This is a genomic window from Mesorhizobium sp. M1D.F.Ca.ET.043.01.1.1, from assembly GCF_003952385.1.
Classification (GTDB): Bacteria; Pseudomonadota; Alphaproteobacteria; order Rhizobiales; family Rhizobiaceae; genus Mesorhizobium.
Window position 1 is genome coordinate 4,654,840 of sequence record NZ_CP034444.1, and the last position, 24,592, is coordinate 4,679,431.

Consider the following 24,592-nt stretch of genomic DNA (forward strand, 5'->3'; position numbering starts at 1 on the left):
CAGCCTGCGTTCAGGCAAACACATGCGCCTTGCCGGTGACGGTGAGGCGCACGATCTCGCCGACGGACGGGGCATCCATGCCTGTCTTGCGCAGGATGAGCGGCGTGTTGCCGATCGCGGCCGCATCCGGCGGATCGGGGCTGTTGAGCAGCCGCACCGCGACAGTGCAGACCGAACCCGCGAATTCGGAGTCCGTCACTTCGCCGAACAGCATGTCCGGTGTTCCCGACATGCCTTCGCGCGAGGTCCGCTTGAGGACCACCTGCTCGGGCCTGAGCATGATGCGGGCGACGTCGCGCCGCTCGGCGGTGTCGACCGCGATGCGGCCAAGCGGCGAGATGGCGAAGCCGTCGGCGATCCTGGCCGGCACGATGATGGCGTCGCCGAGGAACTCGGCGACCATCCTGTCCTTGGGCTGGAAATAGAGCTCGCGCGGCGTGCCGACCTGCGAGAACAGGCCGTCGCGCATGACGGCCACCTGGCTGGCGAAGGACAGCGCCTCGGCCTGGTCGTGGGTGACCAGGATGGTGGTGATGCCGGCCTCCTCCAGAAGCTCGGCAACGGCCTTGCGCATCGAGGCGCGCAGGCCGGTGTCGAGCGCCGAGAACGGCTCGTCGAGCAGCATCAGCCGGGGTTTCATCGCCATGGCGCGGGCGAGCGCGACGCGCTGCTGCTGGCCGCCCGAAAGCTCGTGCGGCCGGCGCTTCAGGATCGCCTTGTCCAGCCCGACGATATAGGCGAGCTCGATAATGTGCTCTGCGCGCTTCTCGGCGTTTCGGGGCATGCCGAAGCCGATGTTGTCGGCGATGGTGAGATGCGGGAACAGGGCGCCGTCCTGCGCCACCACGCCGATGCCGCGGCGATGCGCGGGCACGGCGGCGCCGCCATTGGCGAGCACCTTGCCGTCGAGCGCGATGCGGCCGCTGTCAGGCGCCTCGAAGCCGGCGATCAGCCTCAGCAAGGTCGTCTTGCCGCAGCCGGAAGGTCCGACGATCGCGGTGCGGCTGCCGCTTTCGACGGTGAGGTCGACGCCGGCCAGCGCCGCCACCTTGCCGTAGTATTTCGCCACGCCGTTGAGTTCGAGGAAGCTCATCGTCCGGCCATCCGCTTCGACTGGACGTAGAGCACCCAGGTCATCGGCAGCGACATCGCCACCATGATCAGCGCATAGGGGGCGGCGGAGGCGTAGTCGATCTCGCCGCTGTAGGACCAGAACGCCATCGCCAGCGTGCGGGTGCCGTTCGGCGCCAGCATCTGGGTGGCGGTCAGTTCATTGGTGATGCCGAGCGCCACCATCGCCATGCCGGCCGCCGCACCCGGCGCCGACAGCCGGATCGTCGTCGACCACAGCGCCTTGAGCGGCGCCCGGCCCAGGCTCGAGGCGGCGCGCTCGAGCTCCACCGGCGCCTGCGCGACCGAAGCGCGCAGGCTGACAAGCGCGCGCGGCAAAAACATCAGCGCATAGCCGAAAAGGATGGTGAAGAGCGTCTGGTAAAGCGGCAAGGCGATGCGCACGGTGATGGTGACCAGCGCCAGCGCGATGACGACACCGGGCAGCGAGCCGACGATGTAGTTGCAGCTCTCGAGCAGGCGCTGCAGACGGCCCGGCGCGCGGATCGAGATCCAGGCCATCGGCATCGCGGCGATCGTGGCAAGCAGCGCGCCGGCGACGGCGAGGAACAGCGTCTGGCCGAGCGCCAGGCCGATCTCGTCCCAACGCCAGACATCCGCGCCGCCGGCGAGCAGCCAGCGGCCGACGGTGACGAACGGCACGCCGAGCGCGAGCAGCGCGGTGCCGGCGGGCAAAAGCAGGCAAGGCAGCGTGGCGCGGCCGAGGCTGGCGCGCTGCTGCTGGCGCGCGGCGCCGGAGCCGACGCGCGCATAACGCTCCTCGCCGCGCACGATCACTTCCACGCCAAGCAGCACGAAGCAGCAGGCGACCAGCACGGCGGCAAGCATGTTGGCCGCCGGGCCGTTGAAGGTCGACTGGAACTGGTCGACGATCGCGGTCGTGAAGGTGTCGAAGCGAATGAAGACATAGAGGCCGTATTCGGCAAGCAGGTGCAGGCCGACCAGCAGCGAACCGCCGCAGATGGCGAGCCGCAGTTGCGGCAGCACGACGCGCGCGAAGACCCGCCAGGGCCCAAGGCCAAGCGCGGCCGCCGCATCCTCCAGCGCCGGGTCGAGCCGGCGCAGCGCGGCCGCGATCGGCAGATAGAGGAACGGGAAATAGGCGATGACGGAGACCAGCACGCCGGCCCAGAGCCCGTGCAGGCCGGGCACAAGGCTGATCCAGGCATAGCTGTGGACGAAGGCCGGAATGGCCAGCGGCGCCACCGACAGCCACGACCAGAGGCGATTGCCGGGCAGGTCTGAGCGCTCGGTCAGCCAGGCGAGCGCCACCGACAGCACAATGGCGATCGGGACGGTCACGACGACAAGCAGGATGGTGTTGACCAGAAGATCGCCGACGCGCGGCCGGAAGATCAGCGCGGTCACGGTTTCCCAACCGGTCTGGATCGCGGTCCAGACAATGAAGGCGAGCGGCAGCAGCGCGATCAGCGAGACGAGGGCGGCGGCAAGCGTGATCCACGACGTGGACCGCTGGCTCTGCCTTGCGGCAGCCGGCGGGCCTGAGGGCGTGAGGTCGATCGCGGATGCCATCAGAGGCAATGCTTCTCCGGGCTCGACGGACGCAGGCGATCCGATGAACCGCTGATGCGGCCGGATAGGCAGCTGATCGTCATCGACGAGGCCATCTCCAAAACAAAAGCGCTCCCGCGGAAAGCGAATTCCCGCAGGAGCACGGTCGGTGTCCTTTTAGGACGAACGCGAACTAAAGCAAGCCGGCTTGCGTCATCAGGTCGATGACCTTCTTGGAGTTCAGCGTCGCCGGATCGACCTTGGGCGCCTGCAGGTCGGCGAGCGGCACCAGCTTCGGGTTGGACCCGGCGCCCTTGCCGACCGCGTATTCATAGGATGTGCCGGTCTTCAGCACTTCCTGGCCGCCCTTGCCGGTGACCCACTTCAAGAACGCCTGCGCCTCTTTCTGATGCTTGCTCGAGGCCAGCACGCCGCCGCCGGAGATCGACACGAACGCGCCCGGATCCTGGTTCTTGAAATAGTGCAGGCCGATATTCTTGCTGTTTTCGCCGGTCTTGGCCTGATCGCCGAAATAGTAGTAGTGGTAGATCACGCCGCCTTCGATCTCGCCGGCATTGACTGCCTTCATGACCGTGCTGTTGCCCTTGTAGGCGGTGAAGTTGTCCTTCATCGCCTTCAGCCAGTCGGCGGTTGCGGCTTCACCCTTGAGCTGGAGCAGGGCGCTGACGATGGCCTGGAAATCGGCGCCGGACGGCGATGCCGCCCAGCGGCCCTTCCAGCTCGGATCGGCGAGGTCGAGCAGCGACTTGGGCAACTGGTCTTCCTTCAGCTTGTCCTTGTTACAGGCAAAGACGGTGCTGCGCGCGGCGACGCCCACCCACTTGCCGCTCGAAGGCTGGTATTCCTGCGGCACCTGCGCCAGCGTCTCGGCGTCGACCGGCGCGAACAACCTCGCCGCCTCGACAAGCGCCATCGCCGGCGAATTCTCGGTCAGGAACACGTCGGCCGGCGAGGCGGCGCCTTCGGCGACGATCTGGTTGGAGAAATCGCTGTCGCCGCCATTGCGCAGCGTCACCTTGATGCCGGTTTCCTTGGTGAAGCCCTTCGCCCATTCCTTGGCCAGGCTCTCATGCTGGGCGTTGTAGACGATGATGCCGGCATCCTCGGCCAGGGCGGGCCCGGCGATCAGGCTCGCCGTCAGCGCAACGGCGCCGGCAAGGGTGGAAAGAGCATATTTCATGGCATGGTCCTCAAAACTTGAGACAGGGGTTCGGGCTCGGACGCACCTATCAATACCTGATCGGTATAGTCAACATTACGACCCTGCTTCAATCGGTCGCCGTGCCGCAAACTTTCGTGATTTTCCGGTACTTTGGCTTGGACATTATTTTGTTGGCCACGTAACAAACCAGGGCCGAGGCGCGAACATCGGGGGTAAACTCTTGTGACCGGCAAGGACGAAGCCGAGCTTTCCCGGCTGCTTAGGGCCGCGATCGCCGGAGACGAAAAGGCTTATGCCGACTTTCTTCGCCGGATAGCCGCCCTCGTCCGCGGCTTCGTCCGGCGCAAGATCGTTCAGGGCGGGGTCGACCCCGAGGATGTCGTGCAGGAAACCTTGGTGGCCATTCACGTCAAACGGCACACGTGGCGAGAAGACGCGCCGGTGCTGCCATGGGTCTATGCGATCGCCCGCTTCAAGCTGATCGACGCGTTCCGCCGGCGCGGCCGACGCATCGAGATCGAGATCGACGAGATCGCCGAGACCTTCGCCGAGCCGGAAGCGGAGACGGTCAGCGAGCGCGAAATAAACCGGGCCCTCGACGGCCTGCCGCCTTCGCAGCGCTCCGTGGTTTCGGCGATTTCGGTCGATGGCCGCTCGATCGGCGAGACGGCGGCCAAGCTCGGCATCAGCGAGACGGCGGTGCGCGTGTCGCTGCATCGCGGCCTTGCCGCGATCGCCAAAAGGTTCGGACGACAGTGACATGAGAACGAGGACCTCATCAAGGCGCTCCGCGATACCGCTCGGCCTGGCCTGGTGGCTGGCCATCGGCGTGGCGGTGGCGGTTGCGGCGCTGGTCTTCTTCATGACCATCGGCCCGCGCCCCGACATCATGCCGGCCATGCACACGATGCGCTTCATGTCGAAGTTCGTCTTCACCCTGGCGCTCACGGCCACCGCCTTCGGCCTGATCAGGGTGCTGTCGACGCCCGGTGCGGCGGGCAGGCGCGCCAAACTATGGATGCTCGCCGCGCCGGCGCTCGTCGTGCTCGCCGTGGTCCTTGAGCTTCTCGTCGTGCCGGAGGCCGACTGGGGGCGCCGCCTCGTCGGCACGAACATGATGATCTGCATGAGCTTCATCCCGCTGATCGGCATCGGACCTCTGGCGGTCTTCCTCGGCATGCTGCGCTATGGCGCGCCGACGCGGCCGGTGCTGGCCGGCGCGGTCGCGGGCCTGCTGGCAGGCGGCTTGGCGGCGACCTTTTATGCCGCGCATTGCTTCGACGATTCGCCACTGTTCGTCGCCACCTGGTACACGATCGCGATCGCGTTTCTCACCGCGCTCGGCGCGCTTGGCGGGCGGTTTTTCGTCCGCTGGTAGGATTGCACACCGATCCTTAATCATGCCGGCAATTGTTTGCCGGTTAGCGGAACGCTCGCCGCCGCTTGTGCAACCATTCCTTAAAATCGATCCGCCAGGGTTGTGGCGACGTGCAGTTGCGCATTGGGTGGGATCGCATTGTGGCGTGGTTGAGTTGGAAAGGTCCGCGGGCCGGCAAGCGCGCTGTGCTCGCCTTGATGGCAGCTGGGCTGCTTAGCCTGACGGCATCGGTCCTGTTGCGGGCGCTGGAGCTCGGTTCGGATGCGCTGAAGCTCTGCCTGCAGCTATCTGTCGCCGTCACGGCCGTGACGCTGTTTGTCTCGGCGCTGTTCATCCGCAAGATCATCGACGACCGCCGGCAGATCGCCGAAAGCGAGCAGCGCTTTCGCCGCGCGATGGAAGATTCGGCGATCGGCGTCGCCATCGTCGGCCTCGATGGCCGCATCGTTCAGACCAATCCCGCCTTCGCCGCGATGCTCGGCTATAGCCGGGCGGAAATCGAGGCGCTGACCTTCTTCCAGATCACGCATCCCGACGATCTGCAGATCGGCCGTGAGACGATGATCGCGCTGAAGGAGGGAAAGATCGATTCCTTCCATTTCGAGAAGCGCTACCTCAAGAAGGACGGCACCCCCGTCTGGGCGCAGCTTGCCGGCTCGGTCATCCGCGAAGAGGAGACGCGTCGCCCTCTCTACCTTGTGTCGCAGATCGAGGACATCGATGCGCGCAAGCAGGCCGAAGCGCGCATCGCCGAAGCCGAAACGCGCTGGAACTTCGCGCTGACCAGCGCCGGACAAGGCGTCTGGAGCCTCGACATGCGCAAGGGCGGCACGATCTACTCCGAGACCTGGGTCAGGATGCTGGGCTATGACGATGGCGAGCTGGACGGCGATCCCGACCGCTGGCTGACGATGATCCATCCGGACGACCGCGAGCGCGTGGCGGAAGCGGACCGGGCGCATCTTGCCGGCGAGACGGCCTTCTTCGAGGCCGAGTTCCGGATGCGACACAAGGACGGTCATTGGGTCTGGATCCTCGACCGCGGCAAGGCGATCGAACGCGACGGCGAAGGCCGGCTGATACGGGCCATCGGCAGCCTGACCGACATCACTCAGCGCAAGCAGGCCGAAGAACGGCTCAGGGTTTCCGCGGCCATGCTGGCCGACGAGAAGGAGCGGCTCAGGGTCACGCTGCAGTCGATCGGCGACGCGGTGATCTGCACCGACGCCGCCAACCGCATCACCTTCATGAATCCGGTCGCCGAAAAGCTGACCGGCGTTGCTGCCGGTGAGGCGCTGGGCGAGGTGCTTGGCCATGCCTATTGGCCGGTCGACGAGGAAAGCGGGCAGAGGATCGGCCTGACGCGGCCTTCGGCGGGCAGCCGTCTTCATGGCGACCAGAACGCCCGCGCCGTTCTCGTCCGGCGCGACGACACCCGCTGCAGCATTCGCCAAATGGTGTCGCCGATCATGAACGACCGCAACGAGTTCTGCGGGCTGGTCATCGTCTTCCAGGACTTCACCGATGCGCGCGCCCTGCAGCGCCAGCTGGCCTACGCTGCGGCGCACGACGCGCTGACCGGGCTCGCCAACCGCTCCAGCTTCATCCTCACGATGGAGGAACTGGTCGATCAGTGCCGTCTCACCGGCGGCGAGCACCAGTTCATGTTCGTCGACCTCGATCATTTCAAGGCGGTCAACGACACTGGCGGCCATGCCGCCGGCGATGCATTGCTGAAGCGCGTCGCCGACGTCATCCGCCACGCGCTCGGGCCGGAAGACATCGTCGCCCGCATCGGCGGCGACGAGTTCGCCGTCATTCTGAAATCGGGGGCACCGGCGCGAGCGGCGATCGCGGCGCGCTCCATCATCGATGCCATCCGCAAGCTGAGCTTCAGCTGGGACGGCCGCGCGCATTCGATCGGCGCCAGCATCGGGCTGGCGCCGATCCGCGCCGGCTGCGGCGAAGTGGACGAGATCATCGCCCGCGCCGACGCCGCCTGTTATGCAGCCAAGGCGGCCGGACGCGGGTGCGTTTCGGCGGCGCCGGACGAGGACGTCAGGGATGAGACCGTGAGGGCGCTTGCCGCGGCGTCCTGAGCTTCAGTCGAGAAAGCTCAGCGCGTCGGCACCGGATGGTCGCCGCGATAGTCGTAGAAGCCGCGGCCGGTCTTGCGGCCAAGCCAGCCGGCCTCGACATATTTCACCAGCAGCGGGCAGGGGCGGTACTTCGAGTCCGACAGGCCCTCGTGCAGCACCTGCATGATCGACAGGCAGGTGTCGAGGCCGATGAAGTCGGCAAGCTGCAACGGTCCCATCGGATGGTTGGCGCCGAGCCGCATCGCCGTGTCGATGGCGTCGACCGTGCCGACGCCCTCATAGAGCGTGTAGATCGCCTCGTTGATCATCGGCAGCAGGATGCGGTTGACGATGAAGGCCGGGAAATCCTCCGAAACGGTGATCGTCTTGTCGAGCCGGTTAACGAATGCCTTGGCGGCCTCGAAGGTCTGGTCCTCCGTGGCGATGCCGCGCACCAGCTCGACCAGCTTCATCACCGGCACCGGATTCATGAAATGTATGCCGATGAAGCGCTCCGGCCGGTCGGTCTGAGCCGCGAGCCGGGTTATCGAGATCGAGGAGGTGTTGGTTGCCAGAATCGCTTCCGGATTGAGCTGCGGGCAGAGCTGGGCGTAGATCTTGCGCTTGACCGTCTCGTCCTCGGTCGCCGCCTCGATGACGAGGTCGGCCGCGGCGAGATCGGCCATGGCGGCGGCCGACGAGATGCGTGCCATCGCCTCGTTGCGCGCCTTCTCCTCGAGCTTCCCGGAGCCGACCTGGCGGGCCATGTTGCCGCTGACGGTGGCGATGCCCTTCTCGATGCGGTCGGACGAGATGTCGTGGATCAGAACCTTGTAGCCGGCCAGCGCCGAGACATGGGCGATACCGCCACCCATTTGGCCCGCGCCGACAATACCGATCGTCTCGATCTTGCTCATTACCCCGATCCCGTCTGAAGCCTCTCCGCTTCTGCGAAGCACGGAAACGCTTCTTTTTGTTTCTCGTAATTCCGAACGGAAAACCGCCACGCGCTTTTCCCGGAATTGCTTTTTTAAGCCATCGTGGCCTGCTTTTTGTGCAGTGCAAACTAAAAGGGCGGGGCGACTTCGTCTACCCCACCCTTCGGATTTTAATATGCCAGAGTTGATGACGTCAAAGCGCCTTTTGCAGCTCCGGCAGGATGACGAACAGATCGCCGACGAGGCCGTAGTCGGCAACCTGGAAGATCGGCGCTTCCTCGTCCTTGTTGATGGCGACGATGACCTTCGAATCCTTCATGCCGGCCAGGTGCTGGATGGCGCCGGAGATGCCGACGGCGATGTAGAGGTCGGGAGCGACCACCTTGCCGGTCTGGCCGACCTGCCAGTCGTTCGGGGCGTAGCCCGCGTCGACCGCGGCCCGGCTTGCGCCGACGGCCGCGCCGAGCTTGTCGGCGACGGGCAGGATCACTTCCTGGAACTTTTCCGACGAGCCGAGCGCGCGGCCGCCCGAGATGATGATCTTGGCCGAGGTCAGCTCCGGACGGTCGTTCTCGGAGAGCTTGTTCTCGACGAAGGAGGAGAGGCCGGGGTTCGCGGCGGCGTTCACCGTCTCGACCGAAGCCGCGCCGCCCTCGGGCGCGGCCGAGAAGGAGGCGGTGCGCACCGTGATGACCTTCTTGGCGTCGGTCGACTGCACGGTCTGGATGGCGTTGCCGGCATAGATCGGCCGCTTGAAGGTGTCGGGCGAGACCACCTCGATGATCTCGGAAACCTGCGCGACGTCGAGCAGGGCTGCGACGCGCGGCGCGACGTTCTTGCCGGACGATGTGGCCGGGGCGACGATCGCGTCATAGGAGCCGGCGAGCGAGACCACCAGCGCTGCCGTCGGCTCGGCTAGGCGTTCGGAAAGCTCGTCGGCTTCGGCCAGCAGCACCTTGCGCACGCCCTTCAGCTTGGCGGCGGCGTCGGCCGCGCCCTTGGCGCCCTTGCCGGCCACCAACACGTCGACATCCGAGCCGATCTGGAGGGCCGCCGACAGCGCCTTGGCGGTCTGGTCGGAAAGGGTAGCGTTGTCGTGTTCGGCGATGAGGAGAATTGCCATTTTCCTGTTCCTTTCCTGACCGCTTCAGAGCACGCCGGCTTCGTTCTTGAGCTTCTCGACCAGTTCGGCCACGCTCTTGACCTTGACGCCCGCCTTGCGGCCGCCCGGCTCCTCGGTCTTGATCACCTTGAGGCGCGGCTTGACGTCGGCGCCGTAGTCGGCCGGGCTCTTCTCGTCGAGCGGCTTCTTCTTCGCCTTCATGATGTTGGGCAGCGAGGCATAGCGCGGCTGGTTGAGGCGGAGGTCGGCGGTGACGATCGCCGGCATCTTCAGCTCGACCGTCTGCAGGCCGCCGTCGACCTCGCGCGTCACCTTGGCATGATCGCCGGCGAGCTCAACCTTCGAAGCGAAGGTGCCCTGGGCCCAGCCAAGCAGCGCCGCCAGCATCTGGCCGGTCTGATTGCTGTCGTCATCGATCGCCTGCTTGCCGAGGATGACGAGGCCGGGTTGCTCGGCCTCGACCACGCCCTTCAGCACCTTGGCGACGCCGAGCGGCTCGGTCTGCTCGTCGGTCTTGACCAGGATGGCGCGGTCGGCGCCCATGGCAAGCGCGGTGCGGAGCGTCTCCTGTGCCTGCTGCGGGCCGATCGACACGACGATGATCTCCTCGGCCTTGCCGGCTTCCTTGATCCGGATCGCTTCCTCGACGGCGATCTCGTCGAACGGGTTCATCGCCATCTTGACGTTGGCAAGCTCCACGCCCAACCCGTCGGCCTTGACCCGGACCTTGACGTTCGCATCCACAACCCGCTTCACGGGCACAAGGATCTTCATTTTCCTGTCACCTCTCCTGAGATAGTCGGGCGCGCTATAGCAGCGTACGCCTTGTCAGAGTTGTCGAAAGCCGACATTCCGGGCGGAATTCTGGTCTTCGACCGCCAAGAACCTGTTCCACCCCGATCTTTCGATTGTGCATGACCTTTTCCGAAAACCGGTACCCACTTTTCGGGATCATGCCCAGGGTGGCGTTTCCGTAGTGGCGGCAATCCGGCGCGTCAATATGCACGACGCACTCAAATCGGTTCAGTCCCGAGGTGACGCGGCGCCGCGGCCCCATTGCGGCGCCGGCTGCGCCGGCGTTTCGGGCGTTGCCCCGGACTCGGTCGGAACGGGGACCTGCTGGACATTCGGCGTCGGCTCCGGCTCGCCGTCGGCGCCGGCAAGCAGCGGCACGCCGCGGCTGCGCAGCACCAGGACCAGGACGGCGCCGGCAATGATGCCGCCGATATGGCAGGCCCAGGAAATCTGGTCCTCGCCGCCGGCGGCAAACATCACGATCTGGAACAGGATCCAGAGGATCAGCGGGATGAAGGCGGGGATGCGCAGGGGAATACGGGCAAAAGCCAGCACCCACACCTTAACCCTCGGATAGAGGATCAGATAGGCCGCAACCACGCCGGCGATGGCGCCGGAGGCGCCGATCAGCGGCACCTGCGAATCCCAGCCCACCAACCCTTGAACGAAAGCGCCGGCCGCCGCGCAGGCGAGGTAGAAGATCAGGTAGCGGATATGGCCGAGCGCATCCTCGACATTGTCGCCGAACACCCACAGGAACAGCATGTTGCCGCCGAGGTGGAAGATGTCGGCATGCAGGAAGGAATAGCTGAGATAGCTGAGGCTTTCGGGAATGACGACGAATTCGGGCGACAGCTCGACCTTGTCATGGACCACCGAAGGGATGAAGCCGAGGCCGAGCACCGCGGCGTTGGTGAAGCTTTCGCCGCCAAGCGTGGTCGCGAGATAGACCAGCGCGTTCGCCGCGATCAGCCCGATCGTCACATATTGCAGGCGGATGTGGCGCAGCCTGTTGGTGTCGTAGAGCGGGATGAACATCGGACCCTTCCGCTTACCCGATTGTCAGCGGTTCTTGCCGGGAACCCATAGCACGTCGGCATTTCCGTTGTCATTGACCGCTCGCGCGGCGACGAACAGGAAGTCGGAGACGCGGTTGATGTATTTCAGCGCCTCGCGGTTGACGTGCTCGGCAGGATGCTGCGCCAGCGCCACCATGATGCGCTCGGCGCGCCGCGCCACCGTGCGCGCCAGATGCAGGGCGGCCGCGGCCGGCGTGCCGCCGTTCAGCACGAAGGACTTCAGCGGCTGCAGGTCCTTGTTGAGAAGATCGATGTCCTTTTCGACGCGCCCGGTCTGCGCGGCGACGATGCGCAGCGGCTCGTAGTCGAGCGGCTTGCCCTCATCGGGCACCGCAAGATCGGCGCCGAGGTCGAAGAGATCGTTCTGGATGCGGGAGAGCATGGCGTCGATTGCCGGATAATCCTTTGCGGTGTGGACCCGCGCCATGCCGATGCAGGCATTGGCCTCGTCCACCGTGCCATAGGCTTCGACGCGCAGATCGGATTTCAGCCGCCGGTCGCCGCTGCCGAGGCCGGTGGTGCCGTCGTCGCCGGTTCGCGTGTAGATCTTGTTGAGCTTGACCACGTCGCTCTCCCGGCCCGTTACTTGCGGGTGAAGTAGACGGTCAGCATGATCAGCACCAAGGCTATGAACTGCAGCAGCACGCGGGCCTGCATCAGCTTGTTAGAGGTGAAGCCGGAGCCGCCGCGCATCATGTTGATGAGGCCGCGGATCAGCACGACCACGACGGCGGCCATGACGAGGATGGCGAGGATGTTGAAGACGGTTGCCATGGGCTGGCTCCAGTTCGGTTTCGGTCAGGCGCGCCTGGCGAGCACGCGGTAGAGCGCTGATGCCGGCAGGATGCGCTTGAGCACTACGCCGATTCTGGCCGGCACCGTTACCACATAGTGCGGGCGCGGACGCTGTGACAGAAGCGCGTGGCGCAAGGCGGCATGGACGACCTCCGGTCCGGGCTTCAGACGCGAGACGCTGCCGCCGGCCTGCAGCCGCGCAAGCTGCGCCTGGTAGTCGGCGCGGTGGACGGAGTTCTCGATGTCGATATTCTTCAAGAACCAGGCCAGGCCGTTGCTGGCGATCTTCGAGGTCACCGGCCCCGGCTCGATCAACGCGGCATGGATGCCGCTGCCTTCGAGTTCCTGGCGCATGCACAGCATCAGGCCTTCGACGGCGTGTTTGGACGCCGAATAGGCGCCGCGAAAACGAACCGGGGCGAGGCCCAGGATCGAGGAGCAGTGGACGAGGCGGCCATGGCCCTGGCGGCGCATGATCGGCACGACGCGCCGCGTCAGGTCGTGCCAGCCGAAGAAATTGGCCTCGAACTGCTCGCGCAGCGCCTCGACAGGCAGATCCTCGACGGCGCCGGGCTGCGCATAGGCGCCGTTGTTGAACAGCGCCGCCAGCGTGCCGCCCGTGCGCCCCAGCACGGCATCGACCACGGCGGCGATGGAGTCGGCTTCCCGATAGTCGAGATAGAAGGCCTCGATGCCGTCGGCTTGAAGCGCGGCGATGTCGGCCGGCTTGCGCGCGGTGGCGAACACGCGCCAGCCTTCCGCCTTCAAGGCCCGCGCGCAATAGGCGCCTATGCCGGAGGAGGCGCCGGTGACGATGATGCTGCGCAACTGTTCAGCGGTGGGCAACGTTGTCTGACCTTGCCATTTGCCGCAATCCCTTCCCATATTCGCGGCGTCGACACAATCGAGCGGAGCGCGGGCCCTTGCTCAGGAATATCGTCGCGGTCAAGCGCGTGCTCTACGATGCGATCGGCCATTTCAACACCGACGACGGCTGGGCAATGGCCAGCCATCTGGCGATCACCTCGCTGATGGCGCTGTTTCCGTTCCTGATCTTCGCCACGACGCTGGCCAGCTTCCTCGGCGCGCGCGCCTTCGCCGACACGGCGGTGCACCTGGTCTTCGATACCTGGCCGGAGCAGATCGCCAAGCCGATCGCGCGCGAGGTGCAGAACGTGCTCACCGTGCGACGGACCGACCTTCTGACCTACGGCGTGCTTTTGGCCGCCTACTTCGCTTCGAACGGCATCGAGGCGCTGCGCACCTCGCTCAACCGCGCCTATCGTGTGACCGAGACGCGCGGCATCATCCACCGCAGGGTGCAGAGCATCGTCTTCGTGCTGATCGCGACGGCCTGCTTCCTCGCCGTCAGCGTGCTTCTGGTGTTCGCGCCGCTGCTCGGGCGGCTGGCCGAGGCGCATCTGGAATGGATCAAGCCCTATATGGGAACGATCACCATATGGCGTTACGTGATCGCCTCCACGGTCATCGTCATCGGCCTGTTTTCGGTGCATATCTGGCTGCCGGCCGGCAAGCGACGCTTCGTCTCGATCGTTCCGGGCATCGTCTTCACGCTGGTCGCCTGGCTGGCCGGCTCGACCATCTTCGCCACCTATCTCGACCATTTCTCGTCCTATGTGACGACCTATGCGGGGCTGGCCTCGATCATGATCGCGGTGGTGTTCCTCTACATCATCTCGGCGATCTTCATCCTCGGCGGGGAGCTCAACGCCGCGATCAGCCGCTATCTCGAGGCGCGCGCCCGCGTTGGTTGAGGTCCGCGCGACCCGGCGGTGGCCAGGCCGACGCCCAGCGTGGCGATCGCCATGCCGGCGATCTGCAGCGCATTGAGCTCTTCGCCGAACAGGGCCCAGGCGATGACGGCGGTGACGGCCGGCACCAGATAGAACAGCGACGCGACTTTCGACATTTCGCCGTCCCTGATCATCACCATCAACAGGAAGATGGCGCCGACCGACAGCACCAGGACCAGCCAGGCCATGGCAAAGATGAGCTCGCCGTTGACGGTGATCGCGCGCGTCTCGAAGGCGAGCGACCCCAGGATCGTCACGACCGAGCCGCCGACATATTGCCACATCGTCGCCGAGACGAGGTCGCCGCCGGAGGCGAAGCGTTTCTGCCAGATCGTTCCGGCGGCCATGCCGAGCACCGAGACCAGCGAGGCCGTCAGCGTTGCCGCGGTGACGCCGCCGCCGATCATGCCGAGCTTCGGCCAGAGCACGATGACGACGCCCATAAGCCCGACGGCAAGGCCCGCCCAATGGCGCGGCAGGATCGCCTCGCCGAGGAATTTGCCGGCAAGCACCGCCGTGATCAGCGGCTGCAGGCCGACGATCAGCGCCGAAAGCCCTGCCGGCATGCCCCGGTGGATCGCCCAGAACACGCCGCCCAGATAGACGCCGTGCATGAGGACGCCGGCCACCGTCGCGTGAAGCGCTTCCCCGCGGCTCGCCCTCCGCGAGCCGAGCATCACAGTCAGCCCCGCAAACAGGATCGCCGCCAGCACGAAGCGGATGGCGAGGAAGGTGAAAGGCTCCGCCCACGGCATGGCATAGCGCGCGCCGATGAAGCCTGTCGCCCAAAGGACGACGAAGGAGGCGGGGATGAACGGCTTGATGCTGTGCATTGGGAGGAGGGCTCTGGCTGCGGGTGAAAGGTTGATGACGGCAATTGCTCTAATGCCGTTCAATTCGGCAAGCAAAACGAAACGGTTGATCCATAAGCTCATTCGAATTCAACACGGGTGCCAGAGGGGCGTTAAGGCACGCCATGGGCAGGCATGCTTTTGCATCTCGGTACGACTTGGCTCCTGTTCGCGGTCGCGACCGTCGCCGTGTTCGGTTTCTTTTTCGGCACGGCGCTCGATGCCATCATGAAGGACGACGGTTTCGGCTCGACCGGCAACACGCTGCTGTTCACGCTGGGCTTCTTCGTCGCGGTGATGGTCGCCAATGAGCACGGCATCACCTTCAGGGACCTCAGGCTGGCAGTGGCATGGGGTTTGAGCGGCGCCTTCGTCTTCATCAGCGTGATGGCACTGATCAAAGCGGGACTTGCCCGCCTGTAGTCAAAGCTCGATCAGCCGCTTGACCGCCTGCGGCGACGCGCCGGCGTCCCGAAGCGCCGCAAGGCCGGTGTCCTTGAGGCTCTTCGACAGCTTCCTGCCGTCTGGCCCGAGGATCAGGCGATGGTGGAAATAGCGTGGCGGCGCAAGGCCCAGCAGTTCCTGCAGCAGGCGCTGCACGCCGGTGGCCGCGTAAAGGTCCTGACCGCGAACGACATGGCTGACGCCCTGCAGCGCATCGTCGACGACCACGGCGAGATGGTAGCTGGTCGGGATGTCGCGGCGCGCCACGATGACGTCGCCCCAGGCCCGCGGCCTTGCTTCGACGGAGTGCGCCGCAAACATGGTCTCGGCGGTGAATTCGGTCCATGACAGGGCGCCCGGTACCCGCGCCATGGCCGCTTCGACATCGAGCCGCCAGGCGAAAGGCGCATTCTCGGCCATGCGCCGCTTGCGCTCCTTCATCGGCAAGGCCTTGTCGAGAGGCGGGTAGAGCGGCACGCCGTCGGGGTCGCGCGGCCAGTCGCGGCCGTGGTTTTCGGTTCCGGCGATGAAGGCGCGGATCTCGCCCCGACTCATGAAGGCGGGATAGACGAGCTCCTCGGCGATCAGCCGGTCGAGCACGGCCTTGTATCCGGAAAAATGCTCGGATTGGCGCCGCACCGGCTCTTCCCAATCGAGCCCCAGCCATTTGAGGTCGCGGAATATGCCGGCCTCGAATTCAGGCGTGCAGCGCGTGACGTCGATGTCCTCGATGCGCAGCAAGAGCCGTCCGCCCGCCCGCGTCGCCATTTGCTGGTTGAGCAGGGCCGAATAGGCATGGCCGAGGTGCAATTCGCCGTTGGGGCTGGGCGCGAAGCGAAATGTCAGGAGCGTCATGTCTCGGGCGGCATTCGGGTTGAAAGGCGCTTCCGCCGGTTGATAGTTAGCCACCACCAATTGCCACTTCGCGGACAGCTAGGGAACAAGCAAACGTGCAACGCATCGCCTCGCTCGACGACATTGCGGCAGGGCTGGACGCGCTCTGCCTCATCGATCCGCGGCTGGAGAAGGTGCGCGGCATTGCGGGCGAGGTGCCGCTGAGGCTTTCCGAGCCCGGATTCGGCAGCCTTGCCTCGATCATCGTCTCGCAGCAGGTGTCCCGCGCCAGCGCCGATGCCATCTTCGGCCGGCTGACCAGGCTGGTCGATCCGCTGACGCCGGAAGCGATACTTGGCGCCGGCGAGGACATTTTTCGCGAGGCCGGCTTGTCGCGGCCGAAGCAGCGCGGGCTGATCGCGATCGCCGAGGCCGTGGCCGCAGGGCTCGATCTTTATCACCTTTGCTCGCTCGACGCCCGCGAGGCGATCGCGGCGATGACGGCCGTGCCCGGCATCGGCCCCTGGACGGCGGAATGTTATCTGCTTTTCGCCGCGGGCCATCCGGATGTCTTTCCCGCGCGCGATGTCGCGCTGCAGACGGCGGTCGGTCATGCGCTGGGCATCGACCCCCGTCCGCCGGAGAAAACACTGATTCGGCTGGCCGAATCATGGAGTCCGTGGCGAGGGGTCGCGTCGCGGCTTTTCTGGGCCTACTATCGCGAATTGAAGGGCAGGGACGCGGCGCCCCCGGTCGAAATGGCCAAAAAAGCATGAAAATCATGCGTTTTTGACCGTTTGGACGAACGACAATCCGCTTCACATCCCTGTCATGTCGGGCTTACAGTATCCGCGCCGTTCGGTTCTAGAACCAAGGAGGCTGAGGACGTGACGGTTGCCGTATCTCCGGATGGGCTTCCCGCGCTGGTGCTGAATGCGGACTACCGTCCGCTCAGCTATTACCCCCTGTCGCTCTGGTCGTGGCAGGACGCCATCAAGGCCGTCTTCCTCGACCGGGTCAACATCGTCGCCGAATACGAGCACGCCGTCTCCTCGCCGACCTTCTCGATGAAGCTGCCGAGCGTGGTGAGCCTGAAGGCCTATGTGAAGCCGTCCAGGCATCCCGCCTTCACCCGCTTCAACGTCTTCCTGCGCGACCGCTTCCAGTGCCAGTATTGCGGCACGCCGGACGACCTCACCTTCGACCATGTCATCCCGCGCCATCGCGGCGGGGCGACGACCTGGGAGAATGTCGTGGCCGCCTGCTCGCCCTGCAATCTCAGGAAAGGCGGGATGATGCCGGCGCAGGCCAAGATGTGGCCGCTGCAGAAGCCATACCAGCCGACGGTGCACGACCTGCACAACAACGGCCGCCTGTTCCCGCCCAACCATCTGCATGAAAGCTGGATGGATTATCTGTACTGGGACGTCGAACTGGAACCTTGAGATCGTTCGAGAATTCGGGAGGCTGGCCGCCTGAAGCGATTTTCTGCGCTTCCGGTGCTCACGGACTTAATGTCCGCTCCGCTCCGGTTCTCGAAAATCACTCCATCCGACTCATCCTGCCGAATTCTTGAACGATCTCGCGTCGGCGCTGTGGTGCCGGCTCAGTCGCGCGACAGCGCGCTGCGGAAGGCGACGGCGGCGAGGATGAAGCTGGCGATGGCGTTCCAGCCGGCCAGCGACAGGCCGAGGATGCGAAGCGCTGCCTTGTCGCAGGAGGGCGGCATGAATTTGTCGAGCGCGTCGAGCACGCCCTTGCCGCCGGTGTCGACCGGGCCGGCGCCGGCGGTGCAGTCGGCAGGCCCCGGCCACCAGGCCCATTCGACGCCGGAGTGGTAGACGCCGAGATAGAGGCCGTAGAGCATCAGGAGACCGCCGATCGCGAGTAGCCCGCGCGTCACCCAGGCCGGCGCGTGCAGCATCGAGGCGATCACCGCCACCAGCATCAGCGGCGCGCCGATATAGTAGGGCGTGCGCTGCTCCAGGCAGAGATGGCAGGGGATGTAGCCGCCGATATACTGGAAGGCCAGCGCCGAGCCGACCGTCGCGGCCATGGCGACGGTAAGGAACAGCGCGGCGCGCGTCCGCTGGCGTCCGGTGTCGGCATTCATGGTCGCTGTCATCGCTGCTGATCCGTTCGCTTGGGATTATCCGTGGGCGTATCTGACCGCGATATAGAGCAAAATAAGGGCAGCGGCGCCGGCGCTGACGATCATGCCAAGGCGTTTTTCGATGAACTCCTTGATCGACTCGCCGTAGCGGCGCAGCAGCCAGGCAAGCAGCAGGAAGCGGGCGCCGCGCGCCACGATCGCAAGCCCGATGAAGAGCAGCAGGTTGACGCCGATGACGCCCGAAAGAATCGTGACCACCTTGATCGGCGGCAAATGCGCCGCGCCCGAGGTGATGAGCATCAGGACGATGAAGCCGACGCCGGACGAAACGCGCAGCTGCTCGAACTCGTCGTATTTGCCGTAGAATTCGAGGATCGGCTTGGCGACCGCCTCATAGGCATAATGGCCGATGAACCAGCCGAAAATGCCGCCCAGCACCGAGGCGACCGTGGCGATCAGCGCGTAGCGATAGGCGCGCTCGGGCTTGGACAGCGCCATCGGCAGATAGAGCACGTCGGCCGGCACCAGGAAGACCGAGCTTTCGACGAAGGCGATGAAGGCCAGCCACCATTCGGCCGATTTGCGCGCCGCCAGCGACAGGGTCCAGTCGTAAAGTCCGCGAAGCATCGGCTCTCCTAATGCATGCCGCCCCGGATAGCGCAGTGGTTTTCGGTCACTGGGATGCGCGAGACAAGGACCCAAAGCGCCGCATCCAGCGCTTTTCGCTCTGGGCGCCTCGACATGCCCGCCTGTCTAGAAAGATTTTCCGCGCCGCACAATGGCGACGCGGTCACGAAACCGAAAGGCGCGGCCAGCGCTGCCAAATCGGCAACAGCCCAGTTGACGAAAACCCGTCCACTCGTATAGTCCGCGCCCATCCAGGCCGCCCGGCCTGAGCCCCTATGGCGGAATTGGTAGACGCGCTCGACTCAAAATCGAGTTCCGCAAGGAGTGCTGGTTCGATCCCGGCTAGGGGCACCAACGCCTTTATGTAGGTGTTGAGCTACCTGACTTTTTTCCGATTTTTGTCCCGCACTTCGTCATCGACTTTTTTGATGGGACAATTTTGTCTTCAAAGTCGAGAGGCACCGCCCGGCCCAGACGCGCAAGACAAGTCAAAGGCAACTCTGGTGTGTTATATACTCTGTGTTCTCGGGGCGGGTACGAGATCGATGGATCAGGAAAGACTTCTGGCCGCAGTCCTCTTAGCTGATGTCGTGGGCAGCACGCCCCTCTATGAGCGCATCGGCGACGATGCCGCTCTGCAGCAGGTCTCGGATTGCCTCGGCGCGATGCGCGAGATCGTCGCCCGGCACGGCGGTGATTTCATCCACTCGAAAGGCGATGATGTACTCAGCCTGTTCAAGAACCCGGAGGCGGCGCTGAGGGCCGTCTGCCAAATCAGCCGGCAACTGACGGAAGGGCCGTTGAGCGCCCGTATCGGACTGCATTTCGGGGCGGTCATTCGCACCCGGGGCGAGGTATTCGGTGACGCTGTCAATGTCACCGCAAGGTTGTCTACCACGGCCAATCCCGGGGAGGTGCTGATCAGCCAGAGTTTCTGCGAAGCGCTTCCCGCGGGGAGCCGTAGTGGCTTGCGGCTCCTCGACAAAATGGCCTTGAAGGGGAAGCAAGAACTCTTCGATGTCTATACTCTGTGGAGCGACGATGAGGCCCGTACGCAGATCACCAGCCGGGGCACCATCATCGACAGGCACGTCGCTCCGCCGCCGCAGATCAATCTGGTCATCCGCTATGGAGATCAGTTGCGATCCTGTCGAAACAACGAATTGGTGACGATCGGTCGATCCCCGGAATGCAATATCGTCGTCCAGCGGCCCTGGGTCTCAAGGCACCACGCGGCGTTCACCATTTCGAATGGCAAGGCCCGGCTTATCGAGCGAAGCTCATCGGGCACATTTGTGTCGATGGGACCCGACCATGAAGTATTCGTGCGCCGCGAAGACATTCTCCTCTTCGGCTCCGGCGTAATCTCGCCGGGACGGAGATCGTCCCTCGGCGACGCCCAGATCCTCCACTACGAAATTGTCTCAGGCTGACCCTGCCGGCTCGATCGTCGCGACCGACTGCAAGCGGCCGCGACGATCTCTTCGGTAATTCTGCATGCGCGCAGCGCTGGTTCGCTGACGCGGTCAATGTTCGTGCTGAACCTTTTTCCTGGCATCTCGTCCAGCAGAATGGTTGACGATCAAGCCCTGCGGCCCGGCTGCCTGACCGCCTTCCTCGCGGGCTTTGCCGCCGTCTTGCGCCTGAGCCCGTTGGACTTCGCCAGCGCCGACCGTTGGGCGACGTGCCCCGGCTAGGGGCACCACCTTCGCTCTGCGAGCTTCGGGTGGCAGGCCAACCGACACACCCCTACCGCATATTCCCCGTGTGCCCCTGCGAATACCGCCCCGGCTGCGGCCATACCGTCAGCCCGTGCGGCTCGACGCCGACGCGGATCTTGGTCACGGCGCCCGAGGTCGTGTCGATCATATAGACTTCGCTGTCGAAGCGGCCGGAGAGCCATAGCTGCCTGCCGTCGGCGCTGACATTGCCCATGTCGGGGCTGCCGCCGTCCGGGATCGGCCATTGGGCGACGACCGAGCGGGTGGCGAAGTCGATCACCGTCACGCTGCCAGGCCCGTCGGCGCGGCCCTGCTCCATCTTGTGCGAGCCGCGGTTCGAGACGTAGAGCCGTTTGCCGTCGCGGCTGACGACGAAGCCGTGCGCGCCTATTCCGGTCGCAATGAAGCCGATCTCCTTGAAACTGTCGCCGTCGATGAGGAAGACGCCGTCATTCATCATGTCAGCGACGTAAAACACCTTGCCGTCGGGCGAGAGCCTTATGTCCTGCGGCATTCCCATCTTCGACAGATCGAGATGGCCAAGCACCTTCTGGTTCTTGAGGTCGATCTTGGCCAGGCCGCCGTCGCCATATTCGCAGGTGAAGATCGCGTAGGAATTGTCGGCCGAGAAATCGGCGTGGTTAATGCCAGGGCAGGTCGGCGTCGGGATGATCGATTTCAGGGCCATGGTCTGCGGGTCGCGCAGATCGAGCTGCCTCAGCGCCTCGTCGACGATGATGGCGGCGCTGCCGTCGGGCATGAAATACATGTTGTAGGGGTCGTCCACCGGCACCTGCTTGCCGGGTTTGGCGGTCGCCGGGTCGATCGGCGTCAGGCTGCCGTTCCTGCCGGTGCCGTTGTTGGCCACCCAGAGCGTCTTCAGGTCCCAGGAGGGAACGACGTGCTGAGGCTTGCTGCCGACCGGAAACCTGTCGACCTCCTTGAGCGTCGCCGGATCGATCACCGAGACGCTGTTCGAGGAGCGGTTGGGCACATAGACGCGCGGCAACGCGGCTGACGTCGCCTGGCTCATATTGCCGGTGGTGGTGTGGCTGTAGACGTTGACGGGCGGCGGCGCGGGCTCGGAGCAATCCTCGGGGCAAGTATCGGCCAGGGCCCGGGCCGGAAGCGTGGCGAGCAGGACAAGCGGCGCACAGAGGCGGGCGAAGCGCAGGAAGGTTTCGATCATCGGGAAATGCTTTGTGGTGAGGGCCGGCCGGATCCGGCCGCCGCATGCCATAGCCGGTATGCCGCCTTTCATCTAGCGCCTTTTCAAGAGGCTCCGCATGCGGTTGCGCAGGAGGCGCGCCATGTTGCGGGTCTCGCGGTAGAGGTGCAGCTGCGAGGCCGCCTGGCGCGCCAGCCGGTCGGCGTCGGGCGTGAGGCCGACCACCAGCGTGCCCATCGGCTTGCGCTCCATCCACAGCCGGCTCATCACCGGATGGTCGGGCACTGCGCAGGAATCGGTCATGACGATGTTGGGGTCGTCGAGATGCTGCTTCGTCACCTCGATCATCAGCAGCGTGCCCGGCGAATAGGCGGAGAGCGCCTCGTCATAGGCCGTCTTCCAGGTGTAGGCGACACCCGCCTCGACGAAGACCACTAGGCAGGCGATGGTGCGGCCGTCGAGCTTCAGCGAATGGATGCGGCACATGTCGTGCTCGGCCAGCCTGTGCACGGCCTCGCGGGCGAAGGCGGCGCGGTAGCGGTCGATCGCCATCGCCGTGCGCTCGCGGCCTTTCCAGCCGGCGGCTTCCAGCGTCAGGAAGCTTTCGATGGCATGGCGGATCTCGTCCTGTCCGCGCGCCACGACATGCTCGAGCTTGCCGAGGTCGGCGAGGCGCCGCTTCAGGCGCCGGAATTCGCGATGGTGATGCGCGCGCAGCGATGTCTTGAGGTAGTCGTCGCCGTCGGCATCGCTTTCCAGCACCGGGCGCTCGGCCTTGCCGGTGACGACCAATGTCAGGCCGCGGCTGTCGGCAAAGGAGGTGAGCAGGCTCGCCACCGGGCCGTCGAGCTTCATGTCGGGCAGCACGAACACCTTCGGCAATTTGAGATGCGGCCTCCCCAGCATCGAGAAGAAGTCCTCGATGACGCCGACCGGATCGTCGCGGTCGACCAGCGGCGTGCCGAGCGGCCCGAAAGGGCTCGCCCAGGTGCGCATGACCGGGACGCCGAGCGGGATCGCCGGGCGCTCGACCGAGAACGGCACCAGAAGCCGCAGCCGGTTGCGGTACTCGTCGCCGTCGCGGATCACGGCCAGCCGCACTTCGCGGTCCTCGAGCCTCGGCATGGCGGGCGCCACGAAGCGCGGGTTGAAGAAGACGTTGGGCTCGATCGTGCGGGCGCTGAGATAGTCGAGCTCCTCGACGAGGTCGAAGCCGGCCGAAGCCGGATAGATCGCGAGCTTGCGCTCCGGCCGGTTGTTGGCGAAGAGCTCGATATGGGCGGGATCGGCCTCCCTGACGAGGCCGGCAAGGCCCGACACCATGGCGCCGGCAGGACCGCCGCTGGTCTCTTCAAGCAACGGAACCGCGGCCATCAGGCGACTTCCCTATTTGCAGGCACGAAAATCGCCATGACGATGCCGAGCTTGCGCCAGACGGTGAAGGACAGCGCGCCGGCCTCGAAGACCATGGCGAGGCTGGTGGCGATCGCCGCGCCCCAGAGGCCGAAGTGCGGGATCAGGATGACGTTGAGACCGATGTTCAGGGCAAGCGTCATGGCGTAGACGGCGGCGCAGATGTTCTGGTTGCCGCTCATGGTCAGCAGGCTTTCGCAGGGGCCGACGGCGCCGCGCGCGACGACGCCTAGGACCAGCAGGAAAAGCAGCGGATAGCCGGCGGTGAATTCGGGGCCGAACAGCACCAGCATCGGCTCGCCCAGCGCCAGCACCAGCAGTGCCATCGCCAGCGAGGGCCAGAACGTCCAGGAGACGGTCTCGCGGGCAAAGGCGGCGAGCCTTTCGGGCTCGCCATGGGTGAACTGCGCATAGCGCTGGGCAACGCCCGCCTTGACGGCGAAATAGACGAAATGCACCAGCGCCAGCGTCTTCACCGTGGCGAAATAGACGGCGACGTCATTGGGGTCGAGATAGGCGCCGACCATCAGCACGTCGGCATTGGTGAGCAGGAAGAAGAAACTCTCGACCAGGAAGATCGGCAGCGAGACGAGGAACCATTGGCCGAAATGCACGGTCATCGGTCCGGCAGGGATCTTTTTCTCCATGCGCGAGGTGACGCCCATCAGCTGGCCGAGCGTCGTGACATAGGTGGCGGCGATCGAGGCGAAGATCGCGGTCTTGGCATCGGGCACGTAGCGCATGGCGAGCATTGCCGCCATGAACACCAGGATCAGCACCGGCCGGACGAGATAGGTCGGCGACAGCGCAAACAGGGCCCATGAATTGGCGCGCGCCAGCCCCTGCAGCAGATCGCCCATCGCGATCATCGGCAGGCAGATGACGCCGAGGATGAAGGGAACGACGTAGTAGCTTTCGATCCAGGGCGAGGCGAGCCACACGCCGAGCGCGCCCAGCCCTGCGATCAGCGTCGAGGCGACCAGCACGAACAGGCGGCTCGCCATCACGATGCCGCGCAGTTCGGCGAGCATGCCGCGCTCGCGATATTCGGGAATGAAACGGATGACCGAGGTGTGGAAGCCGAGGCAGGCGAGGTTGCCGACGATCACCATCGTCACCCAGACGAGCACGAAGATGCCGTATTCGAACGAGCCCATCCAGCGCGCCATCAGCACCTGGCTGATGAAGGCGATGACGGCGCTGACGATGCGGATGGAAAAGGCGATCAGCGACATGCGGCCGGCTTCGCCGCGCTCGTCTGCGGTGAACAGCGCGGCATCGATGCGGCCAAGCAGCGGCCGCATGCGCAGCGCCCAGCGCTGCGGCAGGAACCGCCCGGCAGTCGTCGCCGCGGAAAAGCGCACCCCGAATACTCTCCGTTTTCCGCCTCTTTTTCGGCATTCCGGTCTATCCGAAACACCTTAAGAAACGGTTGGGTGGAGAGCTTCCTTCTCCCCGTCACTATACGGGGAGTGAGGCGTGGTCCGCGCAGCGGACGAAAAGCCAATTGCTTGGCTTTTCGAACGGCGAACGCCGGCAGGCGGATGAGCGGCAGCGCAGGCTTTTGAAGGATCGCGCTACGGCAAATCCCGCGG

General features: G+C 65.2%; 26 protein-coding genes and 1 tRNA gene. 9 read left to right on the top strand and 18 right to left on the bottom strand.

All coding sequences use genetic code 11. The annotated features are described in order from the left end of the window. Positions 1-10: 10 nt before the first annotated feature. From EJ067_RS22505 to EJ067_RS22515, 3 genes are all read right to left on the bottom strand, one after another. The gene (locus EJ067_RS22505; protein WP_126087429.1) at positions 11-1,093 is read right to left on the bottom strand and encodes an ABC transporter ATP-binding protein; all 1,083 of its coding nucleotides are present in this window, start codon (positions 1,091-1,093) and stop codon (positions 11-13) included. After that, entirely contained in the window at positions 1,090-2,664 is a 1,575-nt protein-coding gene (locus EJ067_RS22510; protein WP_126087430.1) for an iron ABC transporter permease, read from the bottom strand. The genes EJ067_RS22505 and EJ067_RS22510 overlap by 4 nt, the downstream gene beginning before the upstream one ends. 172 nt (positions 2,665-2,836) lie before the next feature. Further along, entirely contained in the window at positions 2,837-3,844 is a 1,008-nt protein-coding gene (locus tag EJ067_RS22515; RefSeq protein ID WP_126087431.1) for an iron ABC transporter substrate-binding protein, read from the bottom strand. Between the two features lie 204 nt (positions 3,845-4,048). On the opposite strand from EJ067_RS22515, the gene EJ067_RS22520 reads away from it, so the two are divergent. From EJ067_RS22520 to EJ067_RS22530, 3 genes are all read left to right on the top strand, one after another. Continuing rightward, entirely contained in the window at positions 4,049-4,585 is a 537-nt protein-coding gene (locus tag EJ067_RS22520; protein WP_126087432.1) for a sigma-70 family RNA polymerase sigma factor, read from the top strand. Between the two features lies 1 nt (position 4,586). Further along, positions 4,587-5,204, top strand: coding sequence for an NrsF family protein (locus EJ067_RS22525; protein WP_126087433.1), 618 nt, complete (start codon positions 4,587-4,589; stop codon positions 5,202-5,204). A gap of 140 nt (positions 5,205-5,344) precedes the next feature. Further along, positions 5,345-7,303, top strand: a complete 1,959-nt coding sequence (locus tag EJ067_RS22530) for a PAS domain S-box protein (RefSeq protein ID WP_245468019.1) — start codon at positions 5,345-5,347, stop codon at positions 7,301-7,303. 17 nt (positions 7,304-7,320) lie between these two features. Here the strand turns inward: EJ067_RS22530 and EJ067_RS22535 are convergent, their stop codons facing one another. The 7 genes from EJ067_RS22535 to EJ067_RS22565 form a co-directional block, all read right to left on the bottom strand. After that, a complete protein-coding gene (locus EJ067_RS22535) occupies positions 7,321-8,199 on the bottom strand; it encodes a 3-hydroxybutyryl-CoA dehydrogenase (protein ID WP_126087434.1) in 879 nt (292 codons plus the stop codon). A gap of 214 nt (positions 8,200-8,413) precedes the next feature. Further along, a complete protein-coding gene (locus tag EJ067_RS22540) occupies positions 8,414-9,343 on the bottom strand; it encodes an electron transfer flavoprotein subunit alpha/FixB family protein (protein WP_126087435.1) in 930 nt (309 codons plus the stop codon). A gap of 24 nt (positions 9,344-9,367) precedes the next feature. Then, a complete protein-coding gene (locus EJ067_RS22545) occupies positions 9,368-10,117 on the bottom strand; it encodes an electron transfer flavoprotein subunit beta/FixA family protein (protein WP_126087436.1) in 750 nt (249 codons plus the stop codon). Positions 10,118-10,366: 249 nt separating this feature from the next. Further along, positions 10,367-11,176 carry a rhomboid family intramembrane serine protease gene (locus tag EJ067_RS22550; protein ID WP_126087437.1) on the bottom strand — a complete coding sequence of 270 codons (810 nt, stop codon included), beginning with the start codon at positions 11,174-11,176 and terminating at the stop codon, positions 10,367-10,369. Between the two features lie 24 nt (positions 11,177-11,200). After that, complete coding sequence (locus tag EJ067_RS22555; protein ID WP_126087438.1) at positions 11,201-11,782, bottom strand: cob(I)yrinic acid a,c-diamide adenosyltransferase; 582 nt, start codon at positions 11,780-11,782, stop codon at positions 11,201-11,203. 17 nt (positions 11,783-11,799) lie between these two features. Then, entirely contained in the window at positions 11,800-11,991 is a 192-nt protein-coding gene (locus EJ067_RS22560) for a twin transmembrane helix small protein (RefSeq protein WP_126087439.1), read from the bottom strand. 24 nt (positions 11,992-12,015) lie between these two features. Next, on the bottom strand, positions 12,016-12,897 hold the full coding sequence (locus tag EJ067_RS22565) for an SDR family oxidoreductase (protein WP_126087440.1): 882 nt from the start codon (positions 12,895-12,897) through the stop codon (positions 12,016-12,018). Positions 12,898-12,935: 38 nt separating this feature from the next. On the opposite strand from EJ067_RS22565, the gene EJ067_RS22570 reads away from it, so the two are divergent. Further along, a complete protein-coding gene (locus tag EJ067_RS22570) occupies positions 12,936-13,787 on the top strand; it encodes a YihY/virulence factor BrkB family protein (RefSeq protein WP_126087441.1) in 852 nt (283 codons plus the stop codon). Here EJ067_RS22570 and EJ067_RS22575 read toward each other — a convergent pair. Further along, complete coding sequence (locus tag EJ067_RS22575) at positions 13,757-14,659, bottom strand: DMT family transporter (RefSeq protein WP_126087442.1); 903 nt, start codon at positions 14,657-14,659, stop codon at positions 13,757-13,759. The two genes, EJ067_RS22570 and EJ067_RS22575, sit on opposite strands and share 31 nt — an antisense overlap. 153 nt (positions 14,660-14,812) lie before the next feature. Here EJ067_RS22575 and EJ067_RS22580 point away from each other — a divergent pair, with 153 nt between their 5' ends. Continuing rightward, the gene (locus EJ067_RS22580; RefSeq protein WP_126087443.1) at positions 14,813-15,100 is read left to right on the top strand and encodes a hypothetical protein; all 288 of its coding nucleotides are present in this window, start codon (positions 14,813-14,815) and stop codon (positions 15,098-15,100) included. Here EJ067_RS22580 and gluQRS read toward each other — a convergent pair whose 3' ends face one another. Continuing rightward, positions 15,101-15,976, bottom strand: coding sequence for a tRNA glutamyl-Q(34) synthetase GluQRS (gluQRS, locus tag EJ067_RS22585; RefSeq protein WP_126089708.1), 876 nt, complete (start codon positions 15,974-15,976; stop codon positions 15,101-15,103). Positions 15,977-16,071: 95 nt separating this feature from the next. Here gluQRS and EJ067_RS22590 point away from each other — a divergent pair, with 95 nt between their 5' ends. Continuing rightward, positions 16,072-16,731, top strand: coding sequence for a DNA-3-methyladenine glycosylase (locus tag EJ067_RS22590; protein WP_126087444.1), 660 nt, complete (start codon positions 16,072-16,074; stop codon positions 16,729-16,731). A 111-nt stretch (positions 16,732-16,842) separates the two neighbouring features. Further along, positions 16,843-17,400, top strand: coding sequence for an HNH endonuclease (locus tag EJ067_RS22595; protein ID WP_013892845.1), 558 nt, complete (start codon positions 16,843-16,845; stop codon positions 17,398-17,400). A gap of 161 nt (positions 17,401-17,561) precedes the next feature. Here EJ067_RS22595 and EJ067_RS22600 read toward each other — a convergent pair whose 3' ends face one another. Genes EJ067_RS22600 through EJ067_RS22610 form a run of 3 tightly spaced genes read right to left on the bottom strand, consistent with a single transcriptional unit; the run spans position 17,562 to position 18,946 of the window. Continuing rightward, entirely contained in the window at positions 17,562-18,080 is a 519-nt protein-coding gene (locus tag EJ067_RS22600; protein WP_126087445.1) for a disulfide bond formation protein B, read from the bottom strand. A 24-nt stretch (positions 18,081-18,104) separates the two neighbouring features. Continuing rightward, positions 18,105-18,695, bottom strand: a complete 591-nt coding sequence (locus EJ067_RS22605; RefSeq protein ID WP_126087446.1) for a YqaA family protein — start codon at positions 18,693-18,695, stop codon at positions 18,105-18,107. An 8-nt stretch (positions 18,696-18,703) separates the two neighbouring features. Continuing rightward, complete coding sequence (locus tag EJ067_RS22610; RefSeq protein ID WP_126087447.1) at positions 18,704-18,946, bottom strand: hypothetical protein; 243 nt, start codon at positions 18,944-18,946, stop codon at positions 18,704-18,706. Between the two features lie 18 nt (positions 18,947-18,964). On the opposite strand from EJ067_RS22610, the gene EJ067_RS22615 reads away from it, so the two are divergent. Together EJ067_RS22615 and EJ067_RS22620 are read left to right on the top strand one after the other, a co-directional pair. Beyond that, positions 18,965-19,049 (top strand) — tRNA-Leu (locus EJ067_RS22615). A gap of 191 nt (positions 19,050-19,240) precedes the next feature. After that, a complete protein-coding gene (locus EJ067_RS22620) occupies positions 19,241-20,128 on the top strand; it encodes an FHA domain-containing protein (RefSeq protein WP_189510075.1) in 888 nt (295 codons plus the stop codon). 316 nt (positions 20,129-20,444) lie between these two features. Here the strand turns inward: EJ067_RS22620 and EJ067_RS22625 are convergent, their stop codons facing one another. From EJ067_RS22625 to EJ067_RS22635, 3 genes are all read right to left on the bottom strand, one after another. Continuing rightward, on the bottom strand, positions 20,445-21,605 hold the full coding sequence (locus EJ067_RS22625; RefSeq protein WP_126087449.1) for a YncE family protein: 1,161 nt from the start codon (positions 21,603-21,605) through the stop codon (positions 20,445-20,447). Between the two features lie 72 nt (positions 21,606-21,677). Then, entirely contained in the window at positions 21,678-22,958 is a 1,281-nt protein-coding gene (locus EJ067_RS22630) for a GNAT family N-acetyltransferase (protein ID WP_126087450.1), read from the bottom strand. Beyond that, positions 22,958-24,361 carry a lipopolysaccharide biosynthesis protein gene (locus tag EJ067_RS22635; RefSeq protein ID WP_126087451.1) on the bottom strand — a complete coding sequence of 468 codons (1,404 nt, stop codon included), beginning with the start codon at positions 24,359-24,361 and terminating at the stop codon, positions 22,958-22,960. The genes EJ067_RS22630 and EJ067_RS22635 overlap by 1 nt, the downstream gene beginning before the upstream one ends. Between the last annotated feature and the right edge of the window lie 231 nt (positions 24,362-24,592).

Bases quoted from the DNA above. Each gene is read 5' to 3' on its own strand.
- EJ067_RS22525 (WP_126087433.1), top strand. From the start codon at position 4,587: ATGAGAACGAGGACCTCATCAAGGCGCTCCGCGATACCGCTCGGCCTG.
- EJ067_RS22550 (WP_126087437.1), bottom strand. From the start codon at position 11,176: ATGTTCATCCCGCTCTACGACACCAACAGGCTGCGCCACATCCGCCTG.
- EJ067_RS22540 (WP_126087435.1), bottom strand. From the start codon at position 9,343: ATGGCAATTCTCCTCATCGCCGAACACGACAACGCTACCCTTTCCGAC.
- EJ067_RS22610 (WP_126087447.1), bottom strand. From the start codon at position 18,946: ATGGGCGCGGACTATACGAGTGGACGGGTTTTCGTCAACTGGGCTGTT.
- EJ067_RS22505 (WP_126087429.1), bottom strand. From the start codon at position 1,093: ATGAGCTTCCTCGAACTCAACGGCGTGGCGAAATACTACGGCAAGGTG.
- EJ067_RS22545 (WP_126087436.1), bottom strand. From the start codon at position 10,117: ATGAAGATCCTTGTGCCCGTGAAGCGGGTTGTGGATGCGAACGTCAAG.
- EJ067_RS22630 (WP_126087450.1), bottom strand. From the start codon at position 22,958: ATGGCCGCGGTTCCGTTGCTTGAAGAGACCAGCGGCGGTCCTGCCGGC.
- EJ067_RS22625 (WP_126087449.1), bottom strand. From the start codon at position 21,605: ATGATCGAAACCTTCCTGCGCTTCGCCCGCCTCTGTGCGCCGCTTGTC.
- EJ067_RS22580 (WP_126087443.1), top strand. From the start codon at position 14,813: ATGCTTTTGCATCTCGGTACGACTTGGCTCCTGTTCGCGGTCGCGACC.
- EJ067_RS22510 (WP_126087430.1), bottom strand. From the start codon at position 2,664: ATGGCATCCGCGATCGACCTCACGCCCTCAGGCCCGCCGGCTGCCGCA.
- EJ067_RS22620 (WP_189510075.1), top strand. From the start codon at position 19,241: ATGGATCAGGAAAGACTTCTGGCCGCAGTCCTCTTAGCTGATGTCGTG.
- EJ067_RS22560 (WP_126087439.1), bottom strand. From the start codon at position 11,991: ATGGCAACCGTCTTCAACATCCTCGCCATCCTCGTCATGGCCGCCGTC.
- EJ067_RS22565 (WP_126087440.1), bottom strand. From the start codon at position 12,897: ATGGGAAGGGATTGCGGCAAATGGCAAGGTCAGACAACGTTGCCCACC.
- gluQRS (WP_126089708.1), bottom strand. From the start codon at position 15,976: ATGACGCTCCTGACATTTCGCTTCGCGCCCAGCCCCAACGGCGAATTG.
- EJ067_RS22600 (WP_126087445.1), bottom strand. From the start codon at position 18,080: ATGACAGCGACCATGAATGCCGACACCGGACGCCAGCGGACGCGCGCC.
- EJ067_RS22535 (WP_126087434.1), bottom strand. From the start codon at position 8,199: ATGAGCAAGATCGAGACGATCGGTATTGTCGGCGCGGGCCAAATGGGT.
- EJ067_RS22605 (WP_126087446.1), bottom strand. From the start codon at position 18,695: ATGCTTCGCGGACTTTACGACTGGACCCTGTCGCTGGCGGCGCGCAAA.
- EJ067_RS22515 (WP_126087431.1), bottom strand. From the start codon at position 3,844: ATGAAATATGCTCTTTCCACCCTTGCCGGCGCCGTTGCGCTGACGGCG.
- EJ067_RS22575 (WP_126087442.1), bottom strand. From the start codon at position 14,659: ATGCACAGCATCAAGCCGTTCATCCCCGCCTCCTTCGTCGTCCTTTGG.